Source organism: Corynebacterium pygosceleis, from assembly GCF_016595275.2.
In the GTDB taxonomy this organism is placed as follows: domain Bacteria; phylum Actinomycetota; class Actinomycetes; order Mycobacteriales; family Mycobacteriaceae; genus Corynebacterium; species Corynebacterium pygosceleis.
This window is the reverse complement of sequence record NZ_JAENIQ020000004.1, coordinates 251539-266342: the sequence shown is the minus strand read 5'-3', so window position 1 is coordinate 266342 and position 14804 is coordinate 251539. Positions and strand designations below refer to the sequence as shown.

Here is a 14804-nt window from a genome sequence, read left to right as displayed (position 1 = left end):
GGGCAATTCGAGGTCGGGGAATGACGCTTGGACCGTTCTTGCACTGCCTGGATGTATTCCATCTCACCCTATCGAATGTTGTTTCATTGTCTGATGTATTGAAAGAAAAAGTATCCGCCGATATTTGGTCGGACACCGTTCGCCACTGTCCGGTGTCGCTGTTCCGGTGGGCATGTTCACGGACACGACCGACATGAACGCGCTGGTTCGCTGCGTGGGCCAAACGGCGCCACGCAAATGTGACGCTCGCCCCGTACTTTTGACGTTCTCCCCGTGGGGCCGTACGCAGCATCGGGCCCCCGCATTCCATGCCCGGTACGGCGGGGCGGCTTCGTGGGTGACTTGACATAGATTCGAGTATCACACGTGACGCACAGGAGCCGGCTGCAATTCTGATTAGCTGTTGATTTTTGCTGTGATGCCGAAAGCGAACCCAAGAGGAGACATCTGCCAGGTCTGGGATGTTTCCCGCATGGGGGTGCTGGTGGCGTCCGGTGTCCGGCTCCCGTGTCCTGGGAGGGGACTGCACATTTTGACGGACACCCTGATTCCGACCGCCCGCAGGCCGGAGGCGCGACAACATTCCGGGCCGGGGATTGCGGCTCCCGGGATGTCGGTTCCGTGAGGTGTAGTGGCCTCCGGGGGTCAGGCCCGTCGAAACACCCGTCGGGGTGGAGGATCTGCACGTCACCTCATTCGGGGTGATATTCAGGGCGATCGGGTGTTTCCGGAAGCTGTCCCGGCGGCTCACTACCCGAGTCTTCGACTCGCGGCCCATGGCTGTCCAGGTTTGCTTCTGTTCCTGCTCGTTGCGTGGCGGCTGCAATGACTCGGGCATCAGGTTCATGTTCCGGTGACATGAACCTGCGGAAAGTGCAGGGGTGTGCTCGTGGCGGTATGGCTCAGTTGAGTGCTCCCACCCGAGGGGCTGCCTGTCTTCAACGCTGAGAAATTCAAGGTCAAAGGTCATTTTCAACTACTCCGGGGTGATCTTCGCCGCCGTGTCGACTTTCCCTGTCCGCCCTTGACCTGCAGCCGCTCAATTTAGCGGGGAAACCGATCGAGAACGGTGGTCGGGTAGTCGTTTTATCTGTAATAATTTCATCCCCGTGTTGCCGTGGAATCTGACGCTCAGCGGCAAAGCAGGTAGGTTGACCTCTACCCGCCTACACGCGAAGAACGGAACATCAATGACCATCGCCGCATCGACAACGGGGCTCAACGTCACGGTCGGGCACACAACGATCCTGAACGACCTCGAACTCGAGGTGGCATCGGGATCCTTCCACGGAATCCTCGGCTCCAACGGCGCGGGAAAAACGACGCTGTTCAAAACTCTTCTCGGATTCATTCAGAAGACTGGAGGTTCCGTGCGCCTTCTCGGTACGGACCCGTGGCCGCGAAACGCGAACCTGCTCCGACGTGTCGGAATCCAGCACCAGCGTCCCGCCTTCTTCGTCCGCATGTCGCTGATCGAGCACCTTCGGGCCGTCGCCGATATTTTCGGGTCCGACCGAACCTACGTCAGCACGGTCATTGATGCTCTCAACCTGGGGAAAGTGGCCGACACGAAGTGCGAGAACCTGTCGGGCGGCGAACGCCAGCGGCTCGCGGTCGCCTCGGCTCTCGTCCACCGTCCCGAGGTTCTGTTCCTCGACGAGCCGACGGCCGGCCTCGACCCGGCCGCCCGCAAATCCCTCGTCGACCTGTTGAGGGACACGGACTTCACCGACGAACTGACGGTGCTCTACACGACCCACTACCTCGAGGAGGCGGAGCGGCTGTGTGACGTCGTGTCGATCATGGACAGTGGAACGATCATCGCGACAGGATCTCCCCGCTCCCTCATTTCCGCCGCCGAGCTCGGGGCGACCGTCCTGCTGCCGGCGGCCGTGCCCCAGACGGCGACGATTCAGGGCATTTTCGACCGCGTCGAACTGTCCGACGACGGCATCCTGGTGCACACCGAAGACGCGGCGCGCGCCCTCGTCACGCTGAGCGGGGCCGGCGTCGACTGCGCGGGAGCCCAGATCAGCCAGGGCCGGCTCGAGGATGTTTTTTTCAAGCTCACGGGAAGGAACATCGAACAATGACGTCGATACGTTCGCTCAACCGGATCCTTCTGAAATCGGACCTGCGTGACGGCACGACGCTCGCCACGACCTTCCTCATTCCCACGGTCCTTCTCGTCGTTCTCGTCCGGGCCTTCGGCGACGCCGCACCGGACCCGTCCACGGACTACGTCAGCCAGATCGCGACGAACGTCATCGCCTTCGGGGTTGCCTACGTCGGCATATTCGCAGGGGCCCTCCACCTGGCCACCTGGCGGGAGAACGGCATGTTCCAGGTGCTCAGAGCCTTCCCGATCTCCACGGGCATGATCCTCACCTCCCAGGCGTTCGTCGGAGCGCTGCTCATGATCGCCCAGGTGGTCGTCGTGTTCCTCCTGGCCCTCACACCGTGGGTCGGGATGAAACCGGAGGTCCTCGCCCCGGTCGGCCTCGTCCCGCTTTTCCTCGGATATCTCCTCTTCTACTTCATCGGGGTGCTGCTGGCGATCATCTTCCCCTCGATCGCCGCCGTTTCCATGCTCTCGAACCTCATCATCATCCCCCTCGGGTTCGTCGGCGGAGCGGTCATGCCGCTCGAGGTCCTGCCCGACTGGGTGGCCACGCTCGCCCCGTACACGCCGATCCACCATCTCCGCGTGGCGCTCTTCAAGCCCGTCCTGGACGTCGGAACCTGGCGGGATGCTGTACTGGGATGCCTCTATCTGGTGGGCGTCACGCTCGTCTTCTACCTCATCACCCGCAAGACCTTCACCTGGAAGTAGTCCGGGTTCCCGGCGCTTCGCGGCTCCCGGGCGCGCGACCACCGTCGCGTGGATCATTACGACAGACCTCCCGGCGGCATCACCCTCCCCGCGTCCGTCACGGCGCCGTTCGCGGCCGTGCGGGACGGGTGGGCGAGCCCCTCGTCCGACCGGGCTGTTCGATAGCCGCCCAGCGTGGTACGGAGCTGGTCTCGCCCGCTCCGGGGTCCGGACCTCGAGATCTGCGCCGCGATGGCGTGGTGCGGGGACGGGCGGGGCCGGAAGTGCGCACTCGGGACCGGGTGCGTGGGCGCCAGCCTCTCATGGCCGATCCGTCTGACGCTTTCCCGGTGAGGGCCGCAAACGGCATCGAATCCGCGTACACCGCCTGTTCCGGTGCCGTCGGTCACGCCCGACCGCACCGGTAAACCACCCATCCGCCTGCCGGAAACCCGGTCCGACAAGAAAACACCCGCTTCGATCCGAGATCCGGCCTGGCCGGACCCTGTGTCGGAACGTGTGTTCACATGGAGCCGATGACGGGAATCGAACCCGCGCCACCTGCTTGGGAAGCAGGAGTTCTACCATTGAACTACATCGGCAGTGGTGCCACGCTCTCGCGCAACCACCGGACCATGATAACACGGCCTGAACGGGTCGTGAACATGGCCACCCCGGGTCAGATCTTGATCGGCGGGTGCAGGCGTTTCATCGTCCAGCTCCTGTCCCGACGCGCGACCAGGGCGGTCAGGACCATGCTGAGGAGGAAGACCAGGGCGACCGCGACGACGGCCTGGGGCAACCGGTGGTCGACGTGGCCGTACATCAGCTGACGGAAGCCGTTGACCGAGTAGGTCATCGGGTTGATCGGGTGCAGCCACTGGAACAGGGCGGGCTCGGTCTCCACCGGGTACAGACCACCCGAGGCGAGCAACTGGAGCATGAGCATCGCCATCGCCGCGACCTTGCCGGGGCCCGGGCCGAGTGCCGCGTTGAGGAGCTGATTCATCGCGGTGAACATCAGTGACACGAGGACACAGAAGGCCAGAAGTCCGATGGGGTACACCGGTTCCAGGCCGACACCGTACCGGGTCACCAGGAAGATGGCGGTCGCCTGGCCGGTCGCGATGAGTGCCGCGGGCAGGAACCCGTCGAGCGCCGCGCGCAGTGGTGCGACACCGCTGGCGACGGCCCGGTTCTGGAGCGGGCGCAGGATCATGAAGATGATGAGGCCACCGATGAACATCGCCAGGGAGAAGAAGAACGGGGCGAGCCCGGCGCCGAATGTGTGCGTTCCGGCGTCATTGGTCGTGGTGAGGCGCACGGGTCCGCCGAGGACGCTGGCGACCCCCTTGCGTTGTTCGGTGTTCCACTTCGGTACCGCCTCGGAGCCGTCGGTCAGTTTCGTCGCGAGTTCCCCGGATCCGTCACTGAGCCGGTTGCCTCCGTCGATGAGTTTCGTGGTGCCGTCGACGAGTCGGCCGGCTCCGTCGTCGAGTTTCTGGAGGCCGTTCCGGAGTTCGCCGGTTCCGGTGACCAGTCGTGTCGTGCCCTCCTCATGGAGGAGGCTCAGACCGGAGTCGAGGCGTTGCATGCCGTCATTGAGCTGGGCGACACCGTTCTGGAGTTCCCCGAGTTTGCCGGGGAGTGCGGCCGTGCCCTCCGCCAGCCGGTCGAACCCGGACCGGAACGGGGCCTGTGCGTCGGAGAGCTGGTAGGCGAGTTGGCTCGTGCCGGCCGCGAGCTCGTTGAGCTGTGCGGTCGCCGGGGCGTTCTGGCCGAGTGCGTTGTGGTCGACGTCGAAGGCCACCTGGTCGAGTTGCCGGACCACGTTCTGCACATCGGGGTTGGGGATGGGGCGGAGCTGGTCGGCGAGCTGCCGGATGTTCGCCGACGTGGTGGTCTGGAGGTCGGTGACCTGGGACAGTGTCGCGTTGAGCTGCTGGATGCCGTTGTCGATGCGGACCGCGCCGTCGGCGAGTTGATCGACGCCGCCGCCGAGCTGGTTCACACCCCCGGTGAGGGAACTGAGCTTGGCTGCGGCACCCTCGACCTGGTCGTTGAGCTGTTGGGTTCCTGCGGCGAGTCTGTCCGCGCCCTCACCGAGTTTGACGACGTTCGCGTCGACCTTCGCCGCGCCGGTGTTGAGTTTGTTTGTCGCGGCGAGGGCGGAGTCCAGCCCGCCGTCGAGTTTCACCGCACCCTCGTTCAGCTGGACCGCTCCGTCACTGAGCTTCAGGGCGCCCTCGTGAAGCCGGGACGCGCCGTCGGCGGCCTTCTCCAGGCCGGCGCCCGCGGACTGGATTCCGATGAGGACCTTGTCCACTGCCTCCTCGCCGATTCGGTCGGAGATGACCGGCAGCATGGTACGGATGACGTTCTCGCCGATGAGGGTCGAGAGGTAGCCGTTGGAGTCGTTGTAGGTCGTCTGGATGACGGCCTTGCGGGCGTCGCCGGTCGTGGGGGAGGCCACGGCCTCGGAGAAGTCCGGGGTGAGCTGGACGGAGAAGTAGTAGGTGCCGTCCCGGACGCCGTCCTCGGCCTCCTGTTCGGAGACGAAGTCGAAGTGGACCCGGTCCTCGTTCTTCAGCTGATCGACGATCTGGTCGCCGGCGTTGATCTCCTCGCCGTCGACCTCGGTGCCGAGGTCACTGTTGACGAAGGCGACGGGCATCTTGTCGACGTGACCGAAGGGGTTCCAGAACGCCCACAGATACAGCGCCGAGTACATCAGCGGCATGAGCATGAGGACGACCATGGCGATGCGTCCGAGTTTGGAACGGAGGAAACGGCGCAGTTCCGTACCGAGTGTGAGTCCGGCGATCATAGTTCCGCCTCCTTGGCGATGCGGTGGATGCGGTCCAGGTCGGAACCGGCGTGACTGGGTTGGAGATGCGACGCATCCGTGAACAGTTCGATCAGTGTGTGGTCCGGCAGGAAATCGTCGGGGAGCCGGTTGACGGCGTTGACCACGACGGGGATGTCCTCCGCGATCCGGCTCAGCACGGTCACGAGGATCAGCCGGTCGTCGAACTCGTGGACCTGCTCGAGGTCGTCCATGACGAGCATGCCGATCTCCTCGCCGTTGGCGGGACGCAGGGCGAGGGCGATGCGGATGAGCAGCCGGTCGAGACCGGAGATCTGGGATACGTAGGCGTCGAGGGGAGGGAGATCGCGCTCGCCGAACACGGGGCGGCAGACCGATTCGTAGTAGTCCCGGTCGGCCCTCGGTGCCCACATGATCCACGGTGCGGACCACGCCCGGTGCTCGGTCAGGATCACGTGGATACGGACGTCACGGTCGAGGAGGTCGATGTCGTCGACCCCGGCGATGGCGACGCGTTTGCGGATCACCGACGGTTTCGTCTCCCCGAGTACCTCGAGGGTGCCGGTGCGGGGCTTCATCCGACCGGAGATCGTCAGCGCGAGAGCGGTGCGCCCGCCACCACCACGGCCGGAGAGCACCGTGAGGCCCCCGCCCGGGACGGTCACGTCGAGCGGACCGTAGACGGGCCCCTCCCCGCCCCGGACCGAGATGCCCCGGGCGATGACCGCCGGGTGGGGTTCGCCGCCCTCGTGGAGGTTGTGCTGTTCGACCGTGTGTGACGACGTCACGGCCTTCCCGGTGGAGGCATCGTTCCGGTCGGGTGTCGGGTCGGTTCTTGTGGAGGACATGGGCGCTCCCGGTGAGGCAGGAATAGGTGGTTGAAATGGAACTGACGCTACAGTAGTACAACCGGAGGTTGAACTTCCACTTAAGAGGTCCGTGCAGTTCAGCGGGGACCGTTCGCCGGATCCGACACCGGTGTGCGGGCGGGTCGCTGGGGTCGTTGACGTAGACTCGGTGACGTGCTGCTCTCCGACCGTGACATCCGTACCCGCATCAACTCCGGTGATCTCGTCATCGATCCGTTCGACCCGCACCTCGTGCAACCGTCGAGCATCGATGTCCGGATGGACCGTTTCTTCCGCGTGTTCAACAACTCGCGCTACACCCACATCGACCCGAAGCTGCGGCAGGATGAACTGACGAGCCTCGTCGAGGTCGGGGAGGATGATCCCTTCGTCCTCCACCCGGGCGAGTTCATCCTCGGGGCCACCCTCGAGAAGTTCACCCTCCCCGCCGATCTCGCGGGACGTCTCGAGGGCAAGTCCTCCCTCGGCCGGCTCGGGCTGCTCACCCATTCCACCGCCGGTTTCATCGACCCCGGTTTCTCCGGCCACATCACCCTGGAACTGTCGAACGTGGCGAATCTGCCGATCATCCTCTGGCCCGGAATGAAAGTGGGCCAGTTGGCGTTGTTCGGTATGTCGTCCCCCGCGGAAGTTCCCTACGGTGCCTCTGAACTGGGGTCGAAATACCAGGGTCAACGCGGACCAACCCCATCAAAGGCGTACCTCAACTTCCAATGATCCAGTTCGATCACGTCGTCAAGACCTTTCCCGGCGCAACCGCCCCCGCCGTCAGGGACTTCACCCTCGACATCCCCGCCCGGTCCACGACCGTGCTGGTCGGCAGCTCGGGCTCCGGGAAGACCACCCTCCTCCGCATGATCAACCGCATGGTCGAGCCGACGGAGGGCAGGGTGCTCATCGACGGCGAGGATCTCGCCGGGGTCGACCCCGTCAAACTGCGCCGCTCCATCGGCTACGTGATGCAGAACTCGGGACTGCTCCCGCACCGCACCGTGGCGGACAACATCGCCACCGTTCCACGTCTCAACGGGGTACCCCGGAAGCGTGCCCGCGAACGTGCCCATGAACTGCTCGAACTGCTGGGGCTCGACGGATCCCTCGCGAAGCGTTACCCGGGTGAGCTCTCCGGAGGTCAGGCTCAGCGTGTCGGGGTCGCCCGCGCCCTGGCGGACGACCCGAACATCCTCCTCATGGACGAACCCTTCGGTGCCATCGACCCCGTCGTCCGGCGTGATCTGCAGGAGCAGATCCTCGACCTGCAGGAGAAGATCTCCAAGACCATCGTCCTGGTCACCCACGACATCGACGAGGCGTTCCTCCTCGGGGACACCATCGTCCTGCTGGAGATGGGGGCGCAGATCGCGCAGGCCGGAACCGCCGAAGATTTCGTCACCGCCCCCGCCAGTGACTTCGTCGCCAGCTTCGTCGGCACCCAGGACCGGGAACTCACCCTCCGGGAACGCGACGGAATGACCGTCGCCGTCGACCGGCACGGGCGGGTCAAGGGGGTCGTCCGGTGAACTGGGGGTGGATCACGGCGAACACCGACCGGATCGGTGGGCTGGCCCTGGCCCACGCGAACCTCAGCTGGCCCGCGATCGTCGCGTCACTCGTCATCGCGTTGCCCCTGGGATGGGTGGCCAGTCGCAACCGGATCTCCCGGGAACTGCTCGTCACCGCATCGGGACTGCTCTACGCCATCCCGTCGCTCGCGCTGTTCGTCGTTCTCCCCCTCGTCATCGGCACCTCGGTGCTCTCCCCGCTGAACGTCATCGTCGCGATGACGCTCTACGGTCTCGCACTCCAGATCCGCACCACCGCCGACGCCTTCGACTCGGTGCCCGAGCCGCAGAAGCAGGCGGCCGTCGCCATGGGGTATCCGGCATGGCGGCAGATCATCACCGTCGAGCTCCCGCTGGCCGGCCCGATCATCCTCGCCGGTCTCCGGGTCGTCAGCGCCTCCACCATCTCCCTGGTCAGTGTCGGTGCGCTCACCGGTGTGCAGTCCCTCGGCACCCTGTTCACCAATGGTTTCGCCCGCTCCTTCCCCACCGAGATCATGGCGGGTGTCGGCGGAACGGTGATTCTCGCCCTGATCTTCGACGCGGTCCTGGTGCTCGCCGGTCGGATCCTGATGCCCTGGGCGAAGAGGTGAGACGACGATGAACTACTTCACCGGGGCCGTTTCATTCATCGCCGATCCCTCGAACTGGTCCGGGTCGGCCGGCATCGCCGCGCGCCTGGGGGAGCATCTCTGGTACTCCGCTCTCGCCGTCGGTATCGCCGTTCTCATCGCCCTTCCGCTCGGTCTCTGGCTGGGGCACACCGGGAAAGGGGCGTCCGGGGTGATCGCGGCGACCGGCGCGTTGCGGGCCATGCCTTCCCTCGGGCTGCTGACGTGGCTGACCCTGGAGATCAGCTTCGGGATCCGGTTGCCCGTCGTGCCGTCCACGATCGTGCTGCTCATCCTCGCCGTGCCACCGGTGCTCGCGGCGACGGTGTCCGGGGTGTCCACCGTGTCCCGGCCCATCGTCGACGCCGCCCGGGCGATGGGGCACAACGAACGGCAGATCATCACCCGGGTCGAGCTTCCGTTGGCGGCCCCCACCATCGTGGGCGGGGTACGATCGTGCGTACTCCAGGTGCTGGCCACCGCCACGATCTCCGCGTACATCGGGCTCGGTGGTCTCGGCCGCTATCTCCTCGACGGTCTCGCACTCCGTGACTACGAGCAGATGCTCGTGGGAGCCGTCCTGGTGTCCGTGCTCGCACTCGCGGCCGACGTGACACTCGCCCGTGTACAACACCGACTACGACCGAAAGGCGTCACCTCATGACAGACCCGAAGCACCCCCTCCTCCGCCGCACAGGTATCGCCGCCCTCGCGGGTCTCGCCCTGGTTCTCCCCCTCGCGGCCTGCTCCGGGGGCTCCGACCCGTTGGATGAGGGGAAGGCCGGCGAGGAGGCGAAGCCGAAGCACGCGACCGACAGCATCGTCATCGGGACAGCGAACTTCCCCGAGAGCGAGATCATCGGCCAGATCTGGGCCGAGACACTGCGCAACGCCGGTTTCGAGGTCGAGGTCAGGTCCGGGATCGGTTCCCGTGACGTCTACCTCCAGGCGCTCCAGGAAGGTTCCGTCGACATCGTCCCCGAGTACTCCGGCAACCTCGCCCAGTACTTCATGGCCGCCGAAGACCAGGAACTTCCCGTCGGTGCGACCGAGGAGCAGGTGCTCAACGGCCTGAACAAGGCACTGCCTGCGGGCCTCGCCACCGGCAAGGCCGCCCCCGGGGAATCGAAGGACTCGTACCGGGTGACCCGGGAACTCGCCGATCAGGCGAAACTGGTGACCCTCGCCGACCTGAACAATCTCGACGACATCCGGATCGCCTCCAACCCGGAGCTCAAGGACCGCCCCTACGGTCCCGGCGGTCTCGAGGAACTCTACGGTGTCAGGGCGGATAAACTGAGTATCGTGCCGATCTCCGACTCCGGTGGCCCCCTCACCATCGCGGCCCTGACGACGGACAAGGCCAACGTCGCCAACGTCTACACCACCTCCCCGACCTTCAACACGGACGGTGAGGAGATCGACCTGGTCACGCTGGAGGACCCGGAGAACCTCATCCTTCCCCAGCACGTTCTCCCGCTGATGCAGGGCAAGGCCGTCTCCGGTGAGGCACGCGAGGCGCTCACCAGGATCAACGCGGACCTCACCACCGACGCCCTGCTGGAGATGAACATCCGCAACATCGGACCAGAGAAAGCCGATCCCGCCACCATCGCCCGGGATTTCGTCGCCGAGAACTCCTGACGCGTGCGGTTCACACCCGACTGTCGCCTGCCGCTACAATAGTGGGTGTCCAGCGGGGTATTCCTCCCCGCCGGTGAGGTGTCCACGGTCCCCCGTGAACGGACGTGGACGGACACCGCCGCTGAACCCGCAACCCGACACTCCCACCCCGCCGGGCCGGGAAGGATCTACCCAGGAGAGGAGGAGCAACATGCCGACCACAGAAGCAGCCTGGTGGACTCCCACCATGAGCGTCATCGTCGTCGTGGCGGTCACCGTCATCATCTGCCTGATGGCCCTGTACACGATCTACTGCTACCGCAAGAGCATGCCGCAGGACTGACCCTCTCTTTCCGCACCGTATCCCGGGGCCCGGACACCGTCCGGGCCCCGGGATACGTCGTTCAGGTCATGTTCATCTCCCTCTAACCCCTAAAGGGTAGAACGGATCACATGAAACTGACCGTCACCGGAACCGGCTACCTCGGAGCCACCCACGCCATCTGCATGGCCGAACTCGGACATGAGGTGCTCGGCGTCGACATCAGCGCCGAACGCATCGCGGCGCTCAACGAGGGCCGCGTCCCCTTCCATGAACCGGGACTCGCCGACGCACTCACCCGGAGTCTCGCCACCGGCAGACTCTCCTTCACCACCGACATCGCCGCAGCCGCCGATTTCGCCGACACCCACTTTCTCACCGTCGGAACCCCCCAGCACTCTGAGGGCCGCTCCGCGGACCTCAGCCAGGTCCACGGTGCCGTCACGGCACTCGCCCGGCACCTCCACGGTCGGCACCTCATCATCGGAAAGTCGACCGTCCCCGTGGGGACCGCCGCCGATCTGCGCCGTATGCTCAACCAGTTGACCGGGCCGGACACCACCGTCGACATCGCCTGGAACCCCGAATTCCTCCGGGAGGGTCACGCCGTTCGGGACACCCTCCACCCCGACCGGATCGTTCTCGGCGTCGCCCCCGGCAGCACGGCTGAATCGACGGTCCGGGACATCTACGCGCGCACCCTCGCCGACGACGGCACCCCGTTCCTCGTCACCGATCTCGAGACCGCCGAACTGGTGAAAGGCGCCGCGAACGCGTTTCTCGCCACGAAGATCTCCTTCATCAACGCCATCGCGGAGGTCTGTGAACGATCCGGTGCCGATGTCACCCAACTCGCCGACGCCCTCGGCCACGACACCCGCATCGGCAGGCGGTTCCTCGGTGCCGGGCTCGGCTTCGGCGGCGGTTGTCTGCCGAAGGACATCCGGGCCTTCGCGTCCCGCGCCGAACAGCTCGGCGCCACCGGTATTCCGGGCCTCCTCGGTCATGTCGACGAGATCAATCTCCGGCAGCGACGGTCCGTCATCGACACCGTCACCGACTCCTTCGACGGTGACGTCACCGGGCGCAGGGTCTCCGTTCTCGGTGTGGCGTTCAAACCCGACAGTGACGACATCCGGGATTCCCCGGCGCTCGCCATCGCGGGGTCCCTGTCCCGCAGTGGCGCACAGGTGACCGTCCACGATCCTGAGGCGATGGGACCGGCTAGCCGGATTCTCCCCGAACTCGGTTACGCGCCGACACCACTCGATGCGCTCCGTGGCGCGGAGGTGGTGGTGCTGGCCACCGAATGGCGGGACTTCATCGATCTCGACCCGGTGGCCGCGCGAGACGTCGTCGACAGGCCGTTCATCATCGACGGGCGCAACTGTCTTCCCGTGGAAGCGTGGATCGGTGCGGGCTGGGACTACCGGGGGATGGGTCGTCGGTTCTGACACCAACTTCCCGGTCACGGTCCCCGGGGTGTGGGAAACGATCGGTTCCGGGGGCTGGGGTCACGGTGATTCAGTGACCGTGGACGTGACCCCGCCCCGAGCAGGTGAACGCCGCGATCGCCGTGGTGATAGGAACGGACATCGTCAGAGCGAGGGCGCCGACCGCGGAGCGCAGCAGCTCCGTCGCCATGATGTCGCCGGTCAGCAGTTCACCGAAGGGCCGGTCCGCGACGGTGAGCAGCAGGAGCAGGGGGAGTGCGGCGCCGGTGTAGGAGAGCACCAGTGTGTACATGATCGACGCGATGTGGTCACGGCCGACCCTGATGGCGCCCTTGAACAGGCGCCACGGGGAGGCGTGGGGGTCGATCGCGGCGAGCTCGTTGACCGTCGACGCCTGGGAGATCGTCACGTCGTTGAGGACACCGAGGGAACCGATGATGAAGCCGCACAACATGAGGCCCGTGACTGACACGTCGGGGAGGTAGAGCTGGATCATCAGGTTGTCCTCCGATCCGAGACCACGCAGTTGCGTACCCCTGATCGCGAACTGGGCGAGAACGGTCGCGATTCCGAGGGCGATGAGGGTGCCACCGAGGGCCGAGGATGTCTTCCAGTTCACCCCGTGCACCAGGTAGAGCGCGGCGAACAGGACGGCGGAGCCGCAGACGACGGCGAGTGCCAGCGGGGGACCGCCCCGGAGCAGTGCCGGCAGCAGGAAGAACCCGACCCCGGCGAGGGTCACCGCGAGGCCGACGAGGGAGCGTGCCCCGAGCCATGACCCGAGCAGAACCACACCGAGGGCGGTGACCAGTCCCCAGATCAGCAGCGTGGATCCGCGCTGGTAGTCGGCGAACGTGTATCCCGCTGACCCCTCCGAGGTGGTTTCCTCGTAGAGGAGGATCTTCTCGCCTTCCGCGAGCTCGGGGTCACCGGGTTGTCCGGAGAGCATCAGCATCGTGCGTCTGCCCTCGTTGACCCCGGAGGTGATGTCGATGATCGCCTGTTCGCAGACCCTGTCGGACTGTTCCAGGGGGATGACCGGGGATGAGTCGAAGACCCTGCCCACCGAGGGGGAGTTGCAGGAGCCGTCGGTGAGGAGGGAGACGGTGCCGTCCACCTTGTCCTTGGAGAGGGAGGAGATGTTCTCGAAGGAGGGGGCGACGTTCGGTTTCTCCGTCGAGGGCCAGAGGACGGCGAGCCCGGCGGCGGTACCCGCGAAGGTCAGGATGAGGAAGACGGTCAGAATCCACTGGGCGACGGTGAAGGGTTTCTTCTCGCCTTTCCTCTTCGGCAGGGGGTTCCCGTCGGGACCGATGCCGTGTGCGGCGAGATGACCGGCGATGTGCCCGGTGGGGTCGTCGTGACTGTCGGATCGGGAATGCCGCCCCATCGTGCGCTCCTCGGGGTGTAGGGAGAGTGTCGTCGGTCAGTGCAACAGTAAAATGCCCGCCACTGACCGGGGATCGGGGTGGCGGGCGGGCATGTGGTTCTACCAGCGGGCCCAGTCTTCGATCTTGTCGATGTTCGTCAGGTCGAGGTTCCGGATGAACTGGTCGCTCTGGTGCCAGTCCCCGTCGATCCATTCGACCATCATCGTCACGACGGAGACGACGTCACCGTCACGGGCGGTGGCGAAGGTGATCGTGGCGACGTTCCCGTCGAAGGAGTCGACCGTGTACCCGAGCGGGATGGGTGCGGAGTGGTCGGGTGTCTCCGGGATGATCGAGGGATCCGCGATGGCTGTGTCGAGGCGCTGCGGGTTCGCGCCCGGTGCGAGGAAGGTGCGTGCGCTCCGGGCGGCGTCGACTCCGCCACGGTTCACCCCCTGGAAGATGTGCCATGCGGCGAGGGCGGCACCCTGCGGGGTCCGGCTGAAGCCGTGGGCGACGCCGTCGGTGACGATCCACGGGCCGTCGGACGCACTGAACGGGAAGTCCCACACGGTGTCACTGTCCCTGTTCTCCTTGAGACGCTGCCATTCGACCTTCGGTGCGGCTGTCAACCAGTCCTCGTCGTCGGGCGTCAGAGCCTCGCCGTCATCGGTGAAGACGTCCCCGGCCGGGTCCACCGGATAGTAGACGGTCGTGCCGTCGGAATCGGCGGTGCGACGGTCCGCGGGGTCGATGGTGGCGGCGAAGGCCTTGTCGGTGAGCGCGGAGGGCGCGGGCTTCTCGGTGGGTTCGGTTGTCGTGCTGGTCGTCGATGACGTCGTCCCGGAGGAACTGGCACTGCTCCGGCTGCTCTTTTCGGTGCCGGTTTTCTCGCTGGAACTCCCGTCACCGGAATCCTTGCGGGATGAGGACGTCGATGATGTCGAGGAACTCTTCGAGGTCCCGGACGTGGAGGACTCCGGGGATGAGGTCGAGGACGGGGAACCGGATTCCGACGACTCGGACTCTGTTGTGGTCGTGGTCCCGGATGATGAGGTCGGGGATGTCGAACTCTCCGATGAACCGGACTCCGGGGTGGATGTCGAACTGCTGGAGCTGCTCGAACCGGTGGACGTCGATGACGTCGAGGAGGCGGACGTGGACGTCGACTCCTCCGTTGATCCGTCGGAGGAACCTGCGGTGGTGGACGGGGAGGATTCCCGGGACGTCGGCTCAGCGGACTGGTCCGTGCCGGCCTCCCGGTCGGCCGCCGGGCGACCGGACGTGGTCGCGCCGGCTTCCTCGTCGCCGATGTACATGTAGGCACTGGCGGCGATCAGACCCGCGACCGTCA

General features: G+C 65.8%; 14 protein-coding genes and 1 tRNA gene. 10 read left to right on the top strand and 5 right to left on the bottom strand.

Annotated elements, in window-relative coordinates:
* The first annotated feature begins 1190 nt into the window (after positions 1 to 1190).
* Complete coding sequence (locus JIM94_RS09795; protein ID WP_200254635.1) at positions 1191 to 2093, top strand: ABC transporter ATP-binding protein; 903 nt, start codon at positions 1191 to 1193, stop codon at positions 2091 to 2093.
* Complete coding sequence (locus JIM94_RS09790; protein WP_200254633.1) at positions 2090 to 2833, top strand: ABC transporter permease; 744 nt, start codon at positions 2090 to 2092, stop codon at positions 2831 to 2833. The genes JIM94_RS09795 and JIM94_RS09790 overlap by 4 nt, the downstream gene beginning before the upstream one ends.
* 507 nt (positions 2834 to 3340) lie before the next feature.
* On the opposite strand, the gene JIM94_RS09785 is transcribed toward JIM94_RS09790, so the two are convergent.
* The 3 genes from JIM94_RS09785 to JIM94_RS09775 all read right to left on the bottom strand — a co-directional run bounded on the left by JIM94_RS09785 (position 3341) and on the right by JIM94_RS09775 (position 6487).
* Positions 3341 to 3414 (bottom strand) — tRNA-Gly (locus JIM94_RS09785).
* A gap of 77 nt (positions 3415 to 3491) precedes the next feature.
* On the bottom strand, positions 3492 to 5639 hold the full coding sequence (locus JIM94_RS09780) for a YhgE/Pip domain-containing protein (protein ID WP_200254631.1): 2148 nt from the start codon (positions 5637 to 5639) through the stop codon (positions 3492 to 3494).
* Positions 5636 to 6487 carry a hypothetical protein gene (locus tag JIM94_RS09775; RefSeq protein WP_234039941.1) on the bottom strand — a complete coding sequence of 284 codons (852 nt, stop codon included), beginning with the start codon at positions 6485 to 6487 and terminating at the stop codon, positions 5636 to 5638. Before JIM94_RS09775 ends, JIM94_RS09780 begins: the two co-directional genes overlap by 4 nt.
* 174 nt (positions 6488 to 6661) lie before the next feature.
* Here JIM94_RS09775 and dcd point away from each other — a divergent pair, with 174 nt between their 5' ends.
* The 7 genes from dcd to JIM94_RS09745 all read left to right on the top strand — a co-directional run bounded on the left by dcd (position 6662) and on the right by JIM94_RS09745 (position 12080).
* Positions 6662 to 7225, top strand: coding sequence for a dCTP deaminase (gene dcd / locus JIM94_RS09770; RefSeq protein WP_200254629.1), 564 nt, complete (start codon positions 6662 to 6664; stop codon positions 7223 to 7225).
* Positions 7222 to 8028 carry an ABC transporter ATP-binding protein gene (locus JIM94_RS09765; protein ID WP_200254627.1) on the top strand — a complete coding sequence of 269 codons (807 nt, stop codon included), beginning with the start codon at positions 7222 to 7224 and terminating at the stop codon, positions 8026 to 8028. The genes dcd and JIM94_RS09765 overlap by 4 nt, the downstream gene beginning before the upstream one ends.
* The gene (locus tag JIM94_RS09760; protein WP_200254625.1) at positions 8025 to 8663 is read left to right on the top strand and encodes an ABC transporter permease; all 639 of its coding nucleotides are present in this window, start codon (positions 8025 to 8027) and stop codon (positions 8661 to 8663) included. Before JIM94_RS09765 ends, JIM94_RS09760 begins: the two co-directional genes overlap by 4 nt.
* 7 nt (positions 8664 to 8670) lie before the next feature.
* Positions 8671 to 9345 (top strand): ABC transporter permease, encoded by a 675-nt coding sequence (locus JIM94_RS09755; protein ID WP_200254622.1) that lies wholly within the window; start codon positions 8671 to 8673, stop codon positions 9343 to 9345.
* Positions 9342 to 10325 carry an ABC transporter substrate-binding protein gene (locus tag JIM94_RS09750; RefSeq protein ID WP_200254620.1) on the top strand — a complete coding sequence of 328 codons (984 nt, stop codon included), beginning with the start codon at positions 9342 to 9344 and terminating at the stop codon, positions 10323 to 10325. Before JIM94_RS09755 ends, JIM94_RS09750 begins: the two co-directional genes overlap by 4 nt.
* 190 nt (positions 10326 to 10515) lie before the next feature.
* Positions 10516 to 10647: a hypothetical protein gene (locus JIM94_RS11350; protein WP_267173054.1), complete on the top strand. Its 132-nt coding sequence runs from the start codon at positions 10516 to 10518 to the stop codon at positions 10645 to 10647.
* Positions 10648 to 10757: 110 nt separating this feature from the next.
* A complete protein-coding gene (locus JIM94_RS09745; protein WP_200254618.1) occupies positions 10758 to 12080 on the top strand; it encodes a UDP-glucose dehydrogenase family protein in 1323 nt (440 codons plus the stop codon).
* Positions 12081 to 12150: 70 nt separating this feature from the next.
* On the opposite strand, the gene JIM94_RS09740 is transcribed toward JIM94_RS09745, so the two are convergent.
* The gene (locus JIM94_RS09740) at positions 12151 to 13470 is read right to left on the bottom strand and encodes a YibE/F family protein (protein WP_200254616.1); all 1320 of its coding nucleotides are present in this window, start codon (positions 13468 to 13470) and stop codon (positions 12151 to 12153) included.
* A 99-nt stretch (positions 13471 to 13569) separates the two neighbouring features.
* A complete protein-coding gene (locus JIM94_RS09735; protein ID WP_200254721.1) occupies positions 13570 to 14148 on the bottom strand; it encodes a DUF8175 domain-containg protein in 579 nt (192 codons plus the stop codon).
* Between the two features lie 16 nt (positions 14149 to 14164).
* On the opposite strand from JIM94_RS09735, the gene JIM94_RS09730 reads away from it, so the two are divergent.
* Positions 14165 to 14773 carry a hypothetical protein gene (locus JIM94_RS09730; protein ID WP_200254614.1) on the top strand — a complete coding sequence of 203 codons (609 nt, stop codon included), beginning with the start codon at positions 14165 to 14167 and terminating at the stop codon, positions 14771 to 14773.
* Positions 14774 to 14804: the final 31 nt, after the last annotated feature.